Raw genomic sequence first — 17,603 nt, forward strand, 5'->3', positions numbered from 1 at the left:
TAAGGCGTGATAAACAAAAAGGCAGAACCTGAGTTCTGCCTTTTTATTCGAGCTAGTTGCTCATCGGCATCACCCGATTTCGACCTAAGCGTTTGGCTTCGTAAAGTAACATATCCGCTCTTTCAATCAGTTGGATCGCCACTTGTTTTTCCTGCCACTGGGCGACGCCAAAGGAGGCGGTGATATTTTCAATGCGTTGGTCTCTACGCCTATCCTTAAGACTGAGTTTTTCAAGCCCACGGCGCATGGCCTCGGCCAGTTGCCTTGTTATACGTAGTTGGCTTTTGGGCACCAAAATAGCAAACTCTTCACCGCCAAAACGGTACAGTTTACTGCCATCTCGGCAGGCTTCTTGTAGGCGCTTGGCAACGGCTTTTAATACTTGATCGCCCAGTTGGTGGCCATAGTTGTCATTAAAGGCCTTAAAGTGATCGATATCGACCAAGATAAGACAGGTGCCCTCGGGGGCCTGTGCCAACATGCCTGCGATATCGGCATCGAATGCACGGCGATTTAAACAGCCCGTGAGTGCATCGTAAAGTACATCTTTCTCTGATTTTTCAAGCTTTTGTTTTAACGCATCAATCTCAGTTTGCGCTTTTTGTAGCTGGGAAGTGAAATACTCAGTGCTCGAGCGAATATTCTCGGACTCTTTCACCAAATTACGCACCAAATCCAGCACTTGCTCGACGCTAAGCGCGCCTTCTTCGATGCCATTGAGTTTGGCAAAGTTATTGTTAATACAGGTCTGAAACTCAGTCGCATCGAGATTGGTATCCCGAATCGATTGCGACAGCTCAGTGGCCATGGCCTCAAGGTTGAGCCGCATATCGCGAACATCCAACTCAACCGGATCGGCGACATACTGGCGGAACAACAACTCACTGCTGACCGGCGGGCAAGTGTTGTAGTGGGCGATAACCGTATCGAGCTGGGCGTTTAACGCTGGGTTTTGTTCGCCCACGTAGGTATACCACAGGGCATAATTGATTGGCGTGGTGGGAATTTGATGCTTGAGCATTAAAGGGACCGCTTTTTTAAGATTCAAGGCTGCGGTTTGTAATAAATCTCGTGACATGGATACATCCCAATAAAAATAACTCGATAAACTTGGTATACCACATTTGGGTAAACTGTTTTGCTCGTTAAATCCCGTTACAACTAATGCCCAAATGCAGGCTGAATTACCTGCCAAAAGCGTTGGGGGATATGATAGAGTTTATCGCTAAAATTAAATAATGATAATAACTTGGGAGAAAGTCTTGAAAAATTTCATCCTTGCCGGTGCCCTAGGTTCCTTACTGTCACTTCCTGCTATGGCTGCATCTTCCCTCAGTGACAGCATAGATCTCGGCCAGTATCGCACCGACGTCAAAACCTTAGCCAGTGATGCCTTCGGCGGTCGCGCGCCCTTATCTGAAGGCGAGCAACTGACGATTGATTACCTTGAGAAAGCCTTTAAAGAGATGGGGCTTAAGCCGGGGTTTGGCGACAGCTATTTGCAGGCAGTGCCACTGGCGAAAATCACCGCTGACCAAAACATGCAACTCGATATCGGTGGACTTAAGTTTGCCAATGGCAGTGAATTTACCGCCAGAACCCAGAGAATTAGCGATAACGTTAACCTTAATAATAGTGATGTGGTGTTTGTCGGTTATGGCATTAATGCGCCTGAATATGGTTGGAACGACTACCAAGGCCTCGATGTAAAAGGCAAAACTGTGATCGTGTTAGTCAATGACCCAGGTTTTGCGACTCAAGATCCCAATGTTTTTAAAGGCAATGCCATGACCTACTATGGCCGCTGGACTTACAAATACGAAGAGGCCGCGCGTCAAGGCGCCGAAGCCGTATTTATCGTCCATGAGACGGCACCAGCCGCCTATGGCTGGGGAGTGGTGCAAAACTCCAATACTGGCACTAAATTCACCTTGGTCGATGCCAATAATAATCAAGGGCAGGTGGGCGTGATGGGCTGGGTGCAACATGATGTTGCCAATAAGATTTTTGCCAAGGCGGGCATGGACTTCGATACCTTAAAGCAACAAGCCGCTAAGCCAAACTTTAAGGCCATTCCCTTAAAGCTCAAGGCGAATGTCAGTTTAAACAATACGATTGAGCGCGCCGAGTCCCACAATGTGGCGGCACTGTTGCCCGGCAAGAGTCGCCCCGATGAAGTGGTGATGATGCACGCCCATTGGGATCATCTAGGTACAGTGATTGAAGATGGCAAGCCTGAGATCATTAATGGCGCCGTGGATAACGCCAGTGGTGTGGCGGGCGTGTTGGCGCTGGCGCGTTACTTTGCCAAACAAGCGCAAACCGCGCCGCTTGAGCGTTCAATTCTGTTTAGTGCCTTTACTGCCGAAGAAACCGGCTTGATTGGTGCCCAGCACTTTGCTCAGCATCCGAGTGTACCCACTAAAAACATCGTCGCCTTTTTGAATATCGACGGCATGAATATGAACCAAAGCGTGGATTATATTCTGCGCTATGGTGAGGGCGTGTCTGAGTTAGAAACCTATTTGGACAAGGCCGCTAAGGCGCAGGGGCGGGTGGTGAAGGGCGATCCAAGACCACAAAATGGTTTGATGTTTAGATCGGACCACTTCGCGCTGGCCCAGCAAGGTGTGCCTGGCTTGTTATTTATGAGCCTTGGGGATACGGATCCTGACTATATTGCCCACAAATACCACAAAGGCGCCGACGATTATGATCCTAACTGGACACTCGAAGGGGTGAAGCAGGATTTAGATCTGATGGCGAGCATGCTAACGACCTTAGCTAATGGCAGCGATTGGCCCCATTGGTTAGAGGCCTCGGACTTTAAGACCAAGCGTGAGCAAGACGGTCGTAAAAAGTAATCATATAAAACGCAAAAAGGACGCTAAGGCGTCCTTTTTTATGCTTATCAATCCGTTAGAAAGTATAACTGACCGAAAGCATCGGGCCGATAAAACTGTAGTAAATGTTGTAGTCGGCGATTTGGGTATCTTTATTCGGTGATTTTTGGGCGATATCCACATCGACCTTGTAGTAGTTATAGGCCACGCTCATGCGCCAGTTGTCGGTGATATTGGCATCGATGCCGAGTTTAACGTCTACCAGCTCACCCTTTACATCATTGAGTTTAATGTAGAAATACTGGGCGTGAGTCGTCAGCTTCCAGCCAGGGATAAATTCATAGTTGGCATAAACGCCAAAATCCGGCAAAGGTGCGGTGACATTTTCATCGACGATTCGGGGAATCGCTTGGCTACCGCAGACATTGTTGAGCAGCTCAGAGGCATGACAGACACCGATAACGCCTTCAAAACCCGTTTTGATAAACATAGTATGCAAACCGAGGGAGAAGCCCACATCGTAATCGCTACCCTGGATGGCATCATAACCGTAACCCACGCGCAGAATATCAATATTTAAGGTGGAGTTGAGTCGGCCACCGGCCTTGATATCGTAAATGGTGTCGTTGATTTCAATTTGAAAGGGTTTGGATAAGGCTTGCGTTTCGGCGTCGCGGTGCAGCTGTTTCCAGTCGAGGTAAATATTATGCCGCTCGTTAAAGTGATAATTGACTTCAACAAAGGGTAAAAACTCATTCTCGGCCAGTTGTAGATCGGATTCATAGTCTAAGGTGAAGTTGTTCCCCGTGTTCGGGTTTGTCACCTCCATATTGGTATCAGACTGTGAATAAAATCCCCCTAGCTCAAGGCTCAATTCGCCCGCCAGCACAGGACTGCTGCCGAGTAGGGCGATCATTAGGGGTGTTAGACGAGTGGAAATCAACGTTACTCCAGTATTCTTCTTATAATATCCAGCGATAACATCAGACTTTAGTGCCATAAGCTATGGACATTTGGAGTGTAACAGCAAATTTCAAAATGTGAATGAAATGTTTTAAAAAATGCATTGTTTCGTGATTTAAAACAAAAGTAGTACGGCTATTTTGCTTGGTATGGCGAGCTTGTGGCAGGGATCACGGTAATTTGCATCTTGGTGATTTGTGAAGAAAATGTATAGTCCAGCCAAAAAGCGGCCCAGTAGAGACTGGGCCGCAGATAATAGCTTAAGGATAGAGTATCAATTGCAGAGCTAGTTAGTCGTAGATTTGGGCTCAGACGTACTAACGTCTGCCACGCTGACCTCGGATCCCTGCGCTTGAGCTGGCTGTGGCTCGCTAGCTTTATCGTCCTTGTTAAACATGCCTAAACGGATGCGGATAAAGTGCAGGATTTGCGCCGCAATATCCACGTTTAAGCAGGATTCCAAGCCTTCGAAACCGGGGGATGAGTTGGCTTCACAAATTTTGTAATGGCCGTTATCGAATAACAAATCGATACCCGCCACATCTAAATCTAGAATATTGGCGGTTTGTGTTGCCAACCATTCGATTTCAGGTGTGATCTCAAAGGGGCGCGCCGAACCTCCCGCACTGACATTGGCTTTAAAGCTGTCTTCTTGGCCACGGCGCTCATAGCAGCCGGCCACGCGTCCACCAATGGTAAAAACCCTTAGATCGCGGCCGTGACTGTTAGCGATAAACTCCTGCAGAATGATGTTGGCGTTTTTATTGGTCGCCTCGATTAATTGCATTAAGTCATCAAACTCACGGGCCTTATGGGACAAAAACACGCCGCTACCCTGTGAACCCGAGAGGGTTTTAATCACCACGGGAAAACCTAAATGGCGTTCAACCAGTTCGATATCGACGGGGAACTTCACCAGCATGGTTTTGGGCGTGGGTAAGTTCTTCTCGGCCAGTAATTGCTGGGAAAAGAGCTTATCTTTAACGATTTCAATGGCTTTAGAAGGATTTAAGCAGTACACCCCTAAACGTTCTAAATGGCGAATGATCGCCAACGCAAAGTAAGTGGTGCCGGAGCCCATTCTAGGGATGATAAAATCGGGTAATTCAACGGGTTGACCGTTTAACAAAATACTCTTGTTGTCTTCTCTCGTCACGGTGAGATCGAACTCATCCGGAGCATACACTTCTAACTCAATATTGTCGGCCTTGGCAGCCGCCAATAGACGTTCAATTTCATACAATTCAGGTTTTAGCTGAGTCGCGGTTTCTTTATATAAAATCCACCCACGCATTTAATCGCAAACCTTCATTTTCATTCTTTATCCTCGGGTTCAGCTTCATCCTGAACATCATCGTCAATTTCGACATCCACATCGAATGCCGCTTCGGGCTCGGCCTCAGGCTTAGTGGGGGGCAAATGTACTGTGCCAACCACGGCATAAAAGGGTTTACCTAGGGCGAGTTTGCGGTACTTTAACCAGATCTGCTCTAACAAGCTACTGGGAGCGATGTTTCCTTTGATGACTTCGACAAATTGCGCTTCATCGGCAGTGACAGGGAGTGTCTTGCCTTCGTCGAGATTTTTCATGGCATGGCCATGTATTTCAAGCAGTTCGGCTTCTTTACTGGTGAAGTCGCCACTGCGCTTAAAACCTTTCGGGAAATTGGCATCGTCATAAAAACGTTTATGGGATACAAAGCTGGCAGCTGAGCCGTTCACCGTCTCAGAACCCTTGTTAGCGTTTGAAAAAGACTGTTCAGACATGGCTGTTACCTTCTAGTTTTTGATATACAAAGATTTGCAACTGGAGTATTGGCTAGTATTATTGATTTATAAATCAAAAAAATTTGCCAATGTTGGTCAAGAATTTTTATGGATACCGATTTACTTAAGACCTTTTTGGAAGTCTCTCGTACCCGTCATTTTGGTAAGGCTGCGGAAAATCTTTACCTTACCCGCAGCGCGGTAAGCTTTCGGGTAAAACAGCTTGAAAGCATTCTTGGCGTTGCCTTGTTTGAGCGCCAACGCAACAATATTCAGCCCACTCCGGCGGGCGAACGTATGCTTGGGCATGCTGAAGCGGTATTAACCGCTTGGGAGCGCGCCAAGCAGGATGTCTCTCTCAGTCAGTTACAATCGACTCAACTCGCCATTGGCGCAGGCCCCAATATTTGGGACGCCTATTTGCAGGGGCATTTACAGCATTTGCATGTGGGATTGCCCGGTGTTGCCCTGCGGACCGAAGTGCTGCCATTAACTGTGATGACACGGCAATTGATGGACCGCACCCTTGATTTGGCGATTTCCTTCGATCCACCCAAACTGGACCAATTCGAGCTGGTGCAATTAGGCCAAATTAATCTTCTGTTGGTGTCCAAGACCATGGATGTGGCGGTGAACGCGGTGCAGGCCGGACAATATGTCAAAGTGGATTGGGGCACGGCCTTTAATATCCTGCATGCGCAGGAGTACGCCGCCTTACCCGTGCCGACTTTACATACCAGTTCGGCCCGTATCGCCTTGGATTTTATCTTGAATAACGGTGGCTGCGCGTTTTTACCCGAGCATTTGGTTCAGCCATTGTTGAATCGCGGCGAGTTACATTTAGTTTCGGGAGCGAGCCCCATTTCACGCAGCGTGTATGTTGCCTATTGGGCCGAGAATGACCGCTTAGAGCAAATCAAACAAGCGATTGGCTTTTTAGCCGATAAGTCAGCGGAATTACGCTAATCAGTCATAGCGATACATAAAAAATGCCGCATAAAAAACGCCTTTAGATGCTAATCCAAAGGCGTTTTTTACAGCAGAACAAATGGCTAAGAAGTGATACTTGGCTTTACCAGATAAAAGCGCTCGTTAAAGACTGGACTAAATTACAGGCATTAATCAACAGCGTATTAAATAAATAGCGGTAGCAGCACCACAAGCCAGGTGATACCGCAGAGCGCTAGACTCATAAATACCGCGGCAGAGGCGATATCTTTTGCTTGACCACTGAGGTGATGGATTTCACTGCCAACACGGTCAACCACGGCTTCAATCGCCGAGTTCAATAGCTCAACAATCAACACGATAAATAAGGTTAAGATCAACATCAGCCGTTCCATGGTGCTGATATCGACCAACAGTGCGACGGGCAGCATGACTACGGCCAGGATCAATTCCTGTCTAAAAGCGGCTTCGTGGATCCAAGCGGCTTTTAAGCCCTTCATCGAAAATCCCGTCGCTCTAAAGATGCGTTTAATACCGTGGTTGTTTGCTGGTTTCATAATAATTCCATCGACTTGGGCGATTGTTCGCGAAGCATTTACCCGTTCAAACCGCCTACGACTCGTGTGTTAACATTTGAACGAGCTTAAAAAAGAGGCCGCAGTATAGCCCGATAACTTAAGCGTATAAATAGCTAAACCGACAAATTCGCAGTCCTGCTAGGGTGTTACCTGACAGTGGTCGTATTCGCGGCGAATAAATCTTAAGACTAAGCTTGAAGCTCAATACCGCTTTAATGAAGAGGCAAAGGAATGACTCTTACAACTCGCTTACCTTTTTTAACATTTGCTTTTGTGCTGCGTTTCGCTGTTTTCTTCGGTCTTTACTGCGTCACTTGCGGCTTATTCATGGCCGTGAGTGACGCCAATCCCCAAGTGCCAAATATTCAATTAGCGACTGAGTTCTCAAAGGAGAAGAGTGCCCACATCAAAGATTTTCTCGTTAGCGAAAAACTCGATGGTGTGCGTGGTTATTGGGATGGCAAACGCTTAATGACTCGTCAGGGCAATCCCATCTTAGCGCCTCGTTGGTTTACTGCGGATTTTCCTACCACCCCGATGGACGGTGAATTATGGCTCGGGCGAGGGCAGTTTGAGGCCATATCAGGGCTTATCCGCCAAGCGTCAGCGAATGAGAGCGAGTGGCAGAATGTACGTTTTATGGTGTTTGATTTACCCAAGGCACAAGGGAGTTTTGCTGCGCGGTATCAGCAGATGCAAACCTTGATTGCAGGTAAATCGGTTTACCTGCAAGTGATTGAGCAGGTGAGCGTGGAGAGTATCGAAGCGCTGTACCAGAAATTAGACTCCCTAGTGGCTCAAGGTGGTGAGGGTTTAATCCTGCATCGACGCACGGCGCTATATACACCGGGTCGTAATCCTAACGTGATGAAGTTAAAGCCATATTTAGATGCTGAGGCCAGAGTGATTGGGCATATAGCGGGTAAAGGACAGTTTGCCGGGCAACTGGGCGCATTGAGAGTGCAAACAGCTGATGGTCGTGTCTTTAGTATTGGCACGGGTTTTAGCTTGGCCGAGCGTCAGCATCCACCCGCAATTGGCACACTTATCACCTATAAATATCTTGGATTAACCGTCAATGGCTTACCGCGCTTTGCGAGCTTCTTGCGGATAAGAAGTGACATGCCGCCAGAGAATAAAGAATAGGTTGCGAAATTGTTGGATTTTGATAAAGATCGAATGCTTAACAACAGTTTTGCCGAGTATCGTATTGATTATTAATGGGCAATTATATCAAGGAGTGAGATTTGGTCGACGGTCAACATGGATTAATCCTTTGGAAGCAGCGTGTGCGGCAAGCCTTGACTGCGCCTCAATGGCTTAAACATCCATTCGTGACGCTTAAGCAATTTTGGCAGAGCTTAAATGTCGCCCAGCGTTGTTACCTGTTCGCGTTACTGGCGTTAATGGTATTCCAACCCGAAATTTGGATTGCCGCCATGATCACCGCTATCGCCTTGATTATTGAGTTTTGGCCCAAATTTGCCATGGCTTGGCATACGCTGGCGGGCAAAGCCATTTTCCTGCTGTTTTATGCGGTGATTGCTAACTTTGCCTTAGCTGCGAGCGGCAGTGTGGTGAACGAAATCACTGGTGTATCGGCCTCGCATTTGTCCTACACCCATAACTTTGCCATTTTGCTGTATCTGCCGATTTGGTTTGTGTGTATATCCATCCTTGCCTTACTCCTGTTGCAATTGGTGATCCCCTGTTATTTGTTTTTCCATATCGGATTGCGGATTTTAGGACTTGAGGCAAACCCACTGGGCAGTAAAAAACGATTTGTGGTGACAACCGCGCTGGTGCGAATGATTCTGTCTGTGGTGTTATTATTAAACTTGGTTGCGATTACCGATGGTGAAAACTGGGTTGGGGATTTAGCCAAGAAAACCCAAGCGTTGAAACATGATTCGCTAGATAAACGGGTGGTTAATGAAGGCGAAACCATTCTCAAAGCCGAGGATAGTATTGAACAAGCGGGAACTGAACTCACGCAGCAGCCTAATCAAACCGACACCACCGAGACACTTAAGGCCTTTGGCCATAGCTATTACAAAGGGATCCGCGATTTAATTGCCTTATTTGCCTATAAATTTGAAGCCGACGGTCGCAGTCGTTGTGATAAATTGGCCGATTCAGTGGTGATTGAGCTAAATGACTATGAAATATTGGAAATTACCGAGTCTGCCCATGAGCAGTATGGTTACCATTTTGAAGTCAAAAAATGTATTTCTCCCGCCTTTGGTCAGATGGCATCAACACCTAAGTAGCTACACGAAAGGATATTAAGTTGTTAGAAGATAAAGTGTTAGTAAAAGATCAGCATGTACGACGTATCTTAATGGTCTGCATGGGTAATATTTGTCGCTCGCCCACCGCCGAGGTCGTTTGCCGCGCTAAAATTCACGAGCGCCGTCTTAATATCGAAGTCGATTCGGCGGGCACTATTGATTACTACCAAGGGGATCACCCCGACAGTCGCTCTATGGCTGCGGGTAGAAAACGCGGCTTGAGTTTCGACGGCATGCGAGCAAGACAAGTAATTGAGGCCGATTTTGAGCATTTCGATCTTATTTTAGCGGCAGATAATAGCAATCTCGCAGATCTACGCCGCCGTTGTCCACCCGAATACCAATACAAATTAAAACTGATGCTGTCCTTCGGTGATTGCGATACGGATGAAGTGCCCGATCCCTATTACGGTGGCACGCAAGGATTCGAATTAGTCCTCGATCTACTCGAACAGAGTATGGACGCTTTATTAGACCAGTTAGCCGGAAAAACAAATGGCAATAATCACGATTAAGTGCGATTGGAATAAAGCGTTATTGCCCCAAATCTAGATAAGTTTGTCGTCAGGTGTGCAGGATGAATTGTCATTGTTTCCCCTGTGACACGCCATAAACTCCTCCCTGAGGGCTCGACGGCGGCATCCATGCCGCCCTGTTGCAACAATGCCAATCTTAACGACCATTGAACTGTTCATCTGGCTAAAAAGCTAATGCCCCATTGTGTTTTTTTAGAGTTGCTGAGAAGTAACTCTACACATCGTAAGTTGTGCCAAATTTTTGTATTACAAAAAGCGATGGTTCTAACGTTAGCCATTCTTCTATGCTCAAATGGTTGGCTTGTGAACTTCCGCCGACGCCAACTATTCTTCCTCAAGTGTTATGTGGTGTACGTACTCGTCTGCGTGCTGTCGCTTATTCAAGTTCGCCTGGACCGATACATCCATTTTCAAAGTTAGGTTCTGAGATTGCAGAACATCGATTAGCATTTGCTCTCAGTAGCTTAAACATATCTTCAGCATTTATTTTTGATGATTGAACGATGAAATCGCCGTTTGATTGTACCAATTGAAATCTAACCTCTGTATTTGGTACATCTTTGTCACTGAATACATACCCCATCATTTCCATAGAGTCCTTATATGACTGTGATTCAGATAATAAGGGAACAATGTCAAACACTACTAACTTACTACCGGGTGGGATTAGCGCGTCAGAGTCATTACGCAAACGAACTTCAGTAGCTCCTGCTAGATATTCACTAGACATCCAAGTTTTTGTTAAAACTGCTGATGCATCACCAGTATTTAATACCGTGACCCTTAGGGTTGTTCCATCAACAGAAGATGTTGAAATAAATGCATTTGACACTGGTTCATGTACAAGTTTGTACAGTTCTGGTGCTACTATCCCTGTTATCGAAAGTATTGCTGCTATGAGTGCCAGTGATAACTGAGACACCGATATATGTCGGCGCCAGTCTTGGTAAGAATTGCACTTCGTGCAAAGTAAAGCACCTCTAGGAATCTCATGCCGACACTGGCTACATAGCTGGACTTCATCCACTGATTGTTGAACTGATTCCGATTTTAACTTCTCATCTTTCATTACGTCTTCCTTGTCGAGCCGTTTTACGTTAGATGCTGATCAAGATAATCCCAATATGTTGATATTAACAATGTTGAAACAAACATGTTGTGAGTATGAACAGGGAAAAAACCAGGCTGTTTCCGTTCCCCAACGTTATAGCAAATAATTTTAGCCCGTTATTGACGCGTTACCCCATAGAAATTTTAATCCGAAAATCGTAAATTTAAGTTGAGTATCTAACACGCTTTTGTCCCATTTTATGCTGATGGATTTATCTACAATGGGTGTTCTGCTTCAGTGTTTTCATCCCTAGGTGGTATTGGCACCAATAGGTTTTATCCGTATCTTACTTTGGACTTTGGACTTTGGACTTTGGACTTTGGACTTTGGACTTTGGACTTTGGACTTTGGCTCATTCTAAGGGAGGTATTATGGCCGAAATTAATGCGATATCTGAGGACATTCAGAAAGAACTCGAAGAGTTAGCTCAAAAAGGGCTCGTATTGCTCAGTTTGTCGGAGCACACATCGCCGCCGGAGATAGTGGCGGCGATTACGGAACTGACGCGTGACTATCGGGCAAATCAACGATTGATGGATGATGATGTGATTTACGCACTCGGGGCCTTGCTTGGCTGGCAATATGTAAAAGGGCTCAACTGGCATTGGGGCTCAGTCGTTTGGGACTTTGATGAAGATAACGGCGCCATTGGAGTATTAAATCACGATAACTCCTTGTTCAATAATCCGATTGGCTGGATCGATAATATAATGGCTTCGGAGAGTGGAGTGCCCTTTATGTTGAGTTACAACATGATAGCCGCAGGCCAAGCCCCTGTGTTCGAGCCCAATAGTGCCTCTGGTTTGTACTGATGGAATAGCCCGTAAGCATAAATGGCTTAAGGCTTATATTGTCACTAATAGACGCTTGCCAACTTCGCAGTAAATTTTGCCGTAGGTTAAGTTAGATTGCTTCGCTTACCATGAAATACTTGGGGCAAATAAAAAGCCAGCGCTAAGGTGGCGCTGGCTTATCAGTCAAACAGAAGGCTGTTGATGCATACTGTAAAGCGATTTTTTAATCTAAATAATCAATTTAATTAATCACTTAATTTAGTCGCTTTAGCGCCTCTTGCTCGGTGAGGCTTGCACGCAACAATTAAAAACAGCGCTTAAATACAGCGCTTAAACGTTATGTCGTTTACCTGAGCGTTTCAGTTTTTCCGCTTCTAGCTTAGCGGCTTTCTCGGCGGCTTTTTCAGCCAGAATGCGTTCCACTTCGGCTTTTTCGATTTCAGCCATCGCTGGCGTTTCGAGGGATAACAGGCCAATTCGACCTGAGCGGTAATCGTGTAACACGACTTCTGAAGCCTTATGCAAATCGATGCGACCACCGGGACGCAGTGCGCCACGTTTACGGCCGATTTCTTCGAGTAACGCCATATCATCCTGAGGTAACTCGCTGATGTTATAACGCTCGCAAATTTCCTTCGGGTACGCCTTTAAGAAATAACCTGCGGCAAACAGTGCCACATCTTCGTATTCCATGGCGGTATCTTTAATGGCACCTGTGACGGCAAGGCGATAGCTACTGGCTTCGTTATCGACTTTAGGCCATAAAATTCCTGGCGTGTCCGAGAGCACAATGCCGTTGCGCAGGTTAATACGCTGCTGGCTTTTAGTGACGGCGGGTTCGTTACCGGTTTTAGCGATAACACGACCGGCTAAGGTATTGATAATGGTGGATTTACCTACGTTAGGTATCCCCATGATCATGGTGCGAATGTCCTTTTCGGTCTTATCGCGACTCGGTACTAACTTACGACAAAGATCCGGCAGCATTTTCAACATACCCGGTTGTAGCGTGGTAATCGCAGTCGCTTTTACTCCTTGTTCACGCTCAAGGTATTCAATCCATTGGGCTGTGATATCAGGATCGGCTAAGTCGGATTTATTCAGTAGCTTGATACAAGGTTTGTCGCCGCGAAGCTTTGACACCATGGGGTTTTCACTACTGTAGGGAATACGGGCGTCCAGCACCTCAATCACCAGATCGACCTGAGGCATAGCCTCTTCGATCTCTTTGCGTGCCTTGTGCATGTGCCCCGGATACCATTGAATTGCCATGATAGCGCCTTGTTCTAAATGACCTAAAGACGGCTATTCTACCTTGAAGGCGACGAATGTCATAAAAAAAGCGCCGGAAGGCGCTTTAATTGCTTAACCTTGATGCGAATTTGAGCTTATCACTCATTTCGCTAACGCGTAGTTGAAATTACAGGACGCCCAGCTCGCGCAATCTTTCCATTAAGTAGCTGTCGGCGGTATAGCGCTCAGACAGCACAACCGAAGGATTAGGGTGTAAGAATAAGGGCAGTGAAATACGCGACTTAGTCTTATCCGTGCCTTCTGGGTTAATCACGCGGTGTGAGGTCGATGGGAAATAACCGCCCGAGGCTTCCTGCAGCATATCACCAATATTGATGATAATATTGCCAAAATCGCTTGGTACATCTAACCAAGAACCGTCTTTGGCTTTGACTTGCAACCCTGGCTCGTTGGCCGCGGGTAGCACAGTGATGAGGTTTATATCTTCGTGGGCCGCAGCGCGGATAGCGCCCATTTCTTCATCGCCCGTCATCGGTGGGTAATGCAGAATGCGCAGTAGGGTTTTGTGGCTGTCGGCAATCATTGCTGGTAGCGGAATTGAAAACTTGGCTTTAACCTCGTCTGGCGAGTAAGTTTCAATCCACTCTAACAGTTCAGAGGCTAGCGCATTGGCTTTTTCATAGTAGGCCAGAATATTGGTACGCAAAGAATCTGGAATACGACCCCAAGGGTACACGTGGTAATACTCTTTGATATCTTTAACCGTGTGGCCTTTTGCGGTTTCAGAAATCGATGCGGGGAAGAAGCCATCGTGGGTTTCACGATTGAACATAAACTCGTTCTTAGCGTCAGAATTAAAAAAGGCTTGCCACTCAGCGTAAATGCTCTCGACCAGCTCTTTATCGATAGGGTGGTTAGAGAGCACACCAAAGCCCGTTTCACGTAGGGATTCGACAAAGCGTTTGGCGCTATCGGCTGCGCGATAATCAATGGTTTCTAATTTCATATTGTTTCTACTTGTTATATATGGTTGTTAACCAAACACTTTCTAAGGATAACGGTAAGGAGTCGTTGCCACTTATCTCATTATCGGTATGGTGCGCTAAGCCCTAGTGCAAAGCGGCCCAAATAGAAAGGATTTGGGTAGAGAATTGACCCGCAGCAAGTGTAGCTTTGCACTCTGCTTGGTGCAAACACTCAAGACGATGGACTGAGGTTACTGCTGAATTTTCCTCCAGTTATTTAAGCAATGGCTCAATCAACAGGATTTTATCGACTAAAGCGGCTACTATGCCAAAAAGCCAATTCAGGCCGAGGCGCAATAAATCTAAGGAATAAACGGTCTTATGCAGGCGAATACCTTAGGAGCTAAAGGAGACTTTTATGAACAAACTGACTGATTTTGAACGCTATGTCATAGAAGAAAAGGGCACTGAACGTCCCTTTAGCGGTGAGTACTATAAACATGACGCCAAAGGCGTGTATTTGTGCAAAAAATGCCATGCGCCTTTGTATCGCTCAGAAGATAAGTTTAATGCCCACTGTGGTTGGCCAGCCTTCGATGATGAAATTCCGGGCGCGGTGAGTCGTCATGTCGACGCCGATGGTCGCCGTACCGAAATCGTCTGTAGCCAGTGTGGCGGCCATTTAGGTCATGTGTTCGAAGGGGAATATTTAACACCGAAGAATATTCGTCACTGCGTTAATTCTGTCTCCATGGTATTTCAAGCGGCCGATGAGGTGACAACATCGACGCATAAAACAGCCTTTGCCACCTTTGGTGCGGGCTGTTTTTGGTGTGTTGAAGCGATTTTTAAGAGCCTTAAGGGCGTGCTAAATGTCAGTTCAGGTTACTCGGGCGGCGAGGCGAGCGATGCCGATTATAAGTCGGTGTGTTCGGGATTAACGGGGCATGCCGAAGTGGTGCACATCGAATTTGACCCCGTGCAAATTAGCTTTACAACGCTGCTGCAGGTGTTATTTGAGAGTCACGATCCCACCACGCTTAATCGCCAAGGTAATGATAAAGGGCCGCAGTATCGCTCCGTCGTCTTTGCCCATGATGCGGCGCAGATTGAAGAGACTAACGCCATGATTGCCAAATTAACCGAGGCAAAGGTATTTGATGCGCCGATCGTCACCCAAGTGGTGGCCTTTGAGTCTTTTTATCCCGCTGAGGATTACCACAATGATTACTTCGCCCTGCATGGTGAGCAGCCCTATTGCCAAATTGTGGTAAGGCCAAAGGTTGAAAAGGTAAGAGCCCTCTTTGCCGAGCTACAAGCATAGGCTTAATGTGCGGGCAAATTGATGGATAAAAAACGCCACCGATAGGGGGGCGTTTTCGTTAATGCTTGGCTGAAGACTCAGCGCATTAGCGGGATTGCGCTAACCACTCGGCATATTGTTTCGCGTAATAACTGACAATTAAATCGGCGCCGGCCCGCTTTAACCCGATAAAGGTTTCGGTGACGACGGCGTGCTCATCGAGGGCGCCCGCCAGTGCGGCAAATTTAATGCCGGCATATTCGCCGCCGACCTGATAAGCCGCTAAGGGAAGGTGGGTTTCCTGTCTTAGGCGACTTAACACATCCAAATAGGGCGTGCCGGGTTTCACCATCAAAATATCCGCGCCTTCCTCTTCATCGAGCAACGCTTCGAGCAAGGCTTGGCGACCATTGGCGTAATCGAGTTGGTAGCCTTTACGGTTTCCGCTAAGTTCGCAATCCACCGCGGCCCTAAAAGGCCCATAGAAGGATGAGGCGAACTTGGCGGCATGGGCCAAAATGGCAATGTGCTCAAAGCCTGCCTCATCCAGCCCTTGACGAATGGCGTTAATCTGGCCGTCCATCATGGCTGATGGCGCCAGCATATCGGCTCCCGCTTTGGCGGCGGTAATGGATTGTTTGACTAAGTTAGCCACGGTTTGATCGTTACAGACTTCGTCATGGTGCAATACGCCGCAGTGTCCGTGGTCGGTATATTCGCAAAAACAAATATCGGGGATCACCATCATCTCTGGCGCGGCGGTTTTGATGGTGCGGATCACCCGCGCGAGTAAGCCATTGTCATCCCACGTGTCGCTGCCCTGTGCATCTTTGGTGTGGGAAATGCCAAAGGGCATCACATAGCGGATCCCTAATGCGTAAAGCCTTTGGATCTCATCGGCAAGCGCACTCTCGGGCAGACGACTGATCCCCGGCAAGGTTGAAATGGGCACGGCTTGGCTGATGTGCTCTTCAATAAAGAGTGGGTGGACTAAGTCGCTTAGGGAAACCTGAGTTTCACGCACTAGGTCACGCATGGCCTCGGTGCGGCGCAGGCGTCTTAAACGGCGCAGGGGGTTAAGGGTATTTTCTTGTGTACTGCTCATTGAATTTCCTTATTTACAGAGTGCAAAGCATCACGCGAAGCTTCGCGTAAGTGGGAGAGAGTAAAAACGATGCTTAGGACCTGCATAGCTAGTATTTTGCAGTTGCATAGAGGTGCTAAGTGACGTGAGACAAAAGCTTCAGCACTGTTTGCTCAGACCCAAAATGGAGGAAAAGTTTCCCAATATTTGGACAAAGGCCTAAGAGGTTTTTGAGTTAGTGATGGCGATCACAAACCCAGCGCTAAGCAAATTGAGTCACTAGCCGCCGCTTTTAAGCCTTTGCTTTCGATTAATTGATGTTATCATTTGCGCCAATTTACACTTGGTATAGTGCAGGACCTAATAAGTCACTTTTCGTCTGTCCAACTATACCCACAGCGCGGTTTTTATATGACAACACCCCAAGACTCTGTTTGTATTCTCGCCCTCGACACTTGTACCGAAGCTTGTTCGGCTGCCCTGTATTATCAAGGACAGGTTTTTGCTGAGTTAGCCGATGCGCCACGGGAGCATAGTCAGCGTTTATTGCCTATGGTGGAAGCCGTATTAAAGCAAGCCAATGTCGGCTTAGATAAACTGGATGCCATTGCTTACGGCCGTGGGCCAGGCAGTTTTACGGGGATCCGTATTTGCACCAGCATGACTCAAGGTTTAGCCCTAGGGTTAGACTTACCCGTTATCGGCATTTCCACCTTAGCGGCCATGGCACAAATGGCGATTGCTGAGCACGCTGCCGAGCAAGTGCTCTGTTGTATCGATGCGCGCATGGGAGAAGTGTACTGGGGTCAATTCGTTGCCGTCGATGGCATTGCCACCTTAGTCGGTAAAGAGGTAGTGAGTGCGCCAGAGCAGGTTGAACTAGCATTCGATCTTAATAAAGCCATTGTCGGCTGTGGCACTGGGTTTGATGCCTATCCCGAGTTATTAGCGTTAGGCAGCGGCATTACCTCCTTAGCGGCGGTGAAGTATCCCGATGCCCGTGCCATGTTAGCGTTAGCCGAAGCGGGTATCAAAGCGGGATTAACCACCAGTGTCGATGAACTCGAACCTGTGTACCTACGTGATACTGTGACATGGAAAAAGTTACCGGGACGTGAATAAACTGTTCATTCTCGCCTATGATACGTTAGAATCTAAACTGTCTG

17 protein-coding genes are annotated in these 17,603 nt (G+C 47.1%); 8 read left to right on the forward strand and 9 right to left on the reverse strand.

What is annotated here, in order from left to right:
• Positions 1-52: 52 nt before the first annotated feature.
• The gene (locus CF168_RS08965; RefSeq protein WP_089067641.1) at positions 53-1,078 is read right to left on the reverse strand and encodes a GGDEF domain-containing protein; all 1,026 of its coding nucleotides are present in this window, start codon (positions 1,076-1,078) and stop codon (positions 53-55) included.
• 160 nt (positions 1,079-1,238) lie between these two features.
• Between CF168_RS08965 and CF168_RS08970 the strand changes: the two genes are divergently transcribed.
• On the forward strand, positions 1,239-2,864 hold the full coding sequence (locus tag CF168_RS08970) for a M28 family metallopeptidase (protein WP_167373609.1): 1,626 nt from the start codon (positions 1,239-1,241) through the stop codon (positions 2,862-2,864).
• A 55-nt stretch (positions 2,865-2,919) separates the two neighbouring features.
• Here CF168_RS08970 and CF168_RS08975 read toward each other — a convergent pair whose 3' ends face one another.
• The 3 genes from CF168_RS08975 to CF168_RS08985 all read right to left on the reverse strand — a co-directional run bounded on the left by CF168_RS08975 (position 2,920) and on the right by CF168_RS08985 (position 5,573).
• A complete protein-coding gene (locus CF168_RS08975; protein WP_167373696.1) occupies positions 2,920-3,783 on the reverse strand; it encodes a DUF481 domain-containing protein in 864 nt (287 codons plus the stop codon).
• A gap of 309 nt (positions 3,784-4,092) precedes the next feature.
• Positions 4,093-5,100, reverse strand: coding sequence for an ATP-grasp domain-containing protein (locus CF168_RS08980; RefSeq protein WP_089067644.1), 1,008 nt, complete (start codon positions 5,098-5,100; stop codon positions 4,093-4,095).
• A 20-nt stretch (positions 5,101-5,120) separates the two neighbouring features.
• Positions 5,121-5,573, reverse strand: a complete 453-nt coding sequence (locus CF168_RS08985; protein WP_011717333.1) for a DUF413 domain-containing protein — start codon at positions 5,571-5,573, stop codon at positions 5,121-5,123.
• Positions 5,574-5,681: 108 nt separating this feature from the next.
• On the opposite strand from CF168_RS08985, the gene hdfR reads away from it, so the two are divergent.
• Positions 5,682-6,539, forward strand: coding sequence for an HTH-type transcriptional regulator HdfR (hdfR, locus tag CF168_RS08990; RefSeq protein WP_089067645.1), 858 nt, complete (start codon positions 5,682-5,684; stop codon positions 6,537-6,539).
• Positions 6,540-6,706: 167 nt separating this feature from the next.
• Here the strand turns inward: hdfR and CF168_RS08995 are convergent, their stop codons facing one another.
• Positions 6,707-7,078, reverse strand: coding sequence for a diacylglycerol kinase (locus CF168_RS08995; protein WP_089067646.1), 372 nt, complete (start codon positions 7,076-7,078; stop codon positions 6,707-6,709).
• A 252-nt stretch (positions 7,079-7,330) separates the two neighbouring features.
• Between CF168_RS08995 and CF168_RS09000 the strand changes: the two genes are divergently transcribed.
• From CF168_RS09000 to CF168_RS09010, 3 genes are all read left to right on the forward strand, one after another.
• Positions 7,331-8,245, forward strand: a complete 915-nt coding sequence (locus tag CF168_RS09000; RefSeq protein WP_089067647.1) for a DNA ligase — start codon at positions 7,331-7,333, stop codon at positions 8,243-8,245.
• Between the two features lie 101 nt (positions 8,246-8,346).
• On the forward strand, positions 8,347-9,369 hold the full coding sequence (locus CF168_RS09005) for a hypothetical protein (protein ID WP_089067648.1): 1,023 nt from the start codon (positions 8,347-8,349) through the stop codon (positions 9,367-9,369).
• Positions 9,370-9,449: 80 nt separating this feature from the next.
• Positions 9,450-9,905, forward strand: a complete 456-nt coding sequence (locus CF168_RS09010; protein ID WP_206191664.1) for a low molecular weight protein-tyrosine-phosphatase — start codon at positions 9,450-9,452, stop codon at positions 9,903-9,905.
• A gap of 397 nt (positions 9,906-10,302) precedes the next feature.
• On the opposite strand, the gene CF168_RS09015 is transcribed toward CF168_RS09010, so the two are convergent.
• A complete protein-coding gene (locus tag CF168_RS09015) occupies positions 10,303-10,995 on the reverse strand; it encodes a zinc ribbon domain-containing protein (RefSeq protein WP_240520078.1) in 693 nt (230 codons plus the stop codon).
• Positions 10,996-11,408: 413 nt separating this feature from the next.
• Here CF168_RS09015 and CF168_RS09020 point away from each other — a divergent pair, with 413 nt between their 5' ends.
• Entirely contained in the window at positions 11,409-11,849 is a 441-nt protein-coding gene (locus tag CF168_RS09020) for a hypothetical protein (protein ID WP_089067650.1), read from the forward strand.
• Between the two features lie 312 nt (positions 11,850-12,161).
• On the opposite strand, the gene ylqF is transcribed toward CF168_RS09020, so the two are convergent.
• Both ylqF and CF168_RS09030 read right to left on the reverse strand, forming a co-directional pair.
• On the reverse strand, positions 12,162-13,103 hold the full coding sequence (gene ylqF / locus CF168_RS09025) for a ribosome biogenesis GTPase YlqF (RefSeq protein ID WP_069454860.1): 942 nt from the start codon (positions 13,101-13,103) through the stop codon (positions 12,162-12,164).
• A 148-nt stretch (positions 13,104-13,251) separates the two neighbouring features.
• Entirely contained in the window at positions 13,252-14,091 is an 840-nt protein-coding gene (locus CF168_RS09030; protein ID WP_089067651.1) for an isopenicillin N synthase family dioxygenase, read from the reverse strand.
• 377 nt (positions 14,092-14,468) lie between these two features.
• Between CF168_RS09030 and CF168_RS09035 the strand changes: the two genes are divergently transcribed.
• Positions 14,469-15,374 carry a bifunctional methionine sulfoxide reductase B/A protein gene (locus CF168_RS09035; RefSeq protein WP_089067652.1) on the forward strand — a complete coding sequence of 302 codons (906 nt, stop codon included), beginning with the start codon at positions 14,469-14,471 and terminating at the stop codon, positions 15,372-15,374.
• 85 nt (positions 15,375-15,459) lie between these two features.
• On the opposite strand, the gene hemB is transcribed toward CF168_RS09035, so the two are convergent.
• Entirely contained in the window at positions 15,460-16,458 is a 999-nt protein-coding gene (gene hemB, locus CF168_RS09040; protein ID WP_089067653.1) for a porphobilinogen synthase, read from the reverse strand.
• A 390-nt stretch (positions 16,459-16,848) separates the two neighbouring features.
• Here hemB and tsaB point away from each other — a divergent pair, with 390 nt between their 5' ends.
• A complete protein-coding gene (gene tsaB, locus CF168_RS09045; protein WP_069454863.1) occupies positions 16,849-17,559 on the forward strand; it encodes a tRNA (adenosine(37)-N6)-threonylcarbamoyltransferase complex dimerization subunit type 1 TsaB in 711 nt (236 codons plus the stop codon).
• Positions 17,560-17,603: the final 44 nt, after the last annotated feature.

This window comes from Shewanella bicestrii (assembly GCF_002216875.1).
Taxonomy (GTDB): domain Bacteria; phylum Pseudomonadota; class Gammaproteobacteria; order Enterobacterales; family Shewanellaceae; genus Shewanella; species Shewanella seohaensis.

Coding starts and splice junctions, on each gene's coding strand:
- CF168_RS09030 (WP_089067651.1), bottom strand. CDS start 14,091: ATGAAATTAGAAACCATTGATTATCGCGCAGCCGATAGCGCCAAACGC.
- hdfR (WP_089067645.1), top strand. CDS start 5,682: ATGGATACCGATTTACTTAAGACCTTTTTGGAAGTCTCTCGTACCCGT.
- CF168_RS09015 (WP_240520078.1), bottom strand. CDS start 10,995: ATGAAAGATGAGAAGTTAAAATCGGAATCAGTTCAACAATCAGTGGAT.
- ylqF (WP_069454860.1), bottom strand. CDS start 13,103: ATGGCAATTCAATGGTATCCGGGGCACATGCACAAGGCACGCAAAGAG.
- CF168_RS09000 (WP_089067647.1), top strand. CDS start 7,331: ATGACTCTTACAACTCGCTTACCTTTTTTAACATTTGCTTTTGTGCTG.
- CF168_RS09035 (WP_089067652.1), top strand. CDS start 14,469: ATGAACAAACTGACTGATTTTGAACGCTATGTCATAGAAGAAAAGGGC.
- CF168_RS08980 (WP_089067644.1), bottom strand. CDS start 5,100: ATGCGTGGGTGGATTTTATATAAAGAAACCGCGACTCAGCTAAAACCT.
- hemB (WP_089067653.1), bottom strand. CDS start 16,458: ATGAGCAGTACACAAGAAAATACCCTTAACCCCCTGCGCCGTTTAAGA.
- CF168_RS08995 (WP_089067646.1), bottom strand. CDS start 7,078: ATGAAACCAGCAAACAACCACGGTATTAAACGCATCTTTAGAGCGACG.
- CF168_RS08965 (WP_089067641.1), bottom strand. CDS start 1,078: ATGTCACGAGATTTATTACAAACCGCAGCCTTGAATCTTAAAAAAGCG.
- tsaB (WP_069454863.1), top strand. CDS start 16,849: ATGACAACACCCCAAGACTCTGTTTGTATTCTCGCCCTCGACACTTGT.
- CF168_RS09020 (WP_089067650.1), top strand. CDS start 11,409: ATGGCCGAAATTAATGCGATATCTGAGGACATTCAGAAAGAACTCGAA.
- CF168_RS08985 (WP_011717333.1), bottom strand. CDS start 5,573: ATGTCTGAACAGTCTTTTTCAAACGCTAACAAGGGTTCTGAGACGGTG.
- CF168_RS09010 (WP_206191664.1), top strand. CDS start 9,450: ATGGGTAATATTTGTCGCTCGCCCACCGCCGAGGTCGTTTGCCGCGCT.
- CF168_RS08970 (WP_167373609.1), top strand. CDS start 1,239: ATGATAATAACTTGGGAGAAAGTCTTGAAAAATTTCATCCTTGCCGGT.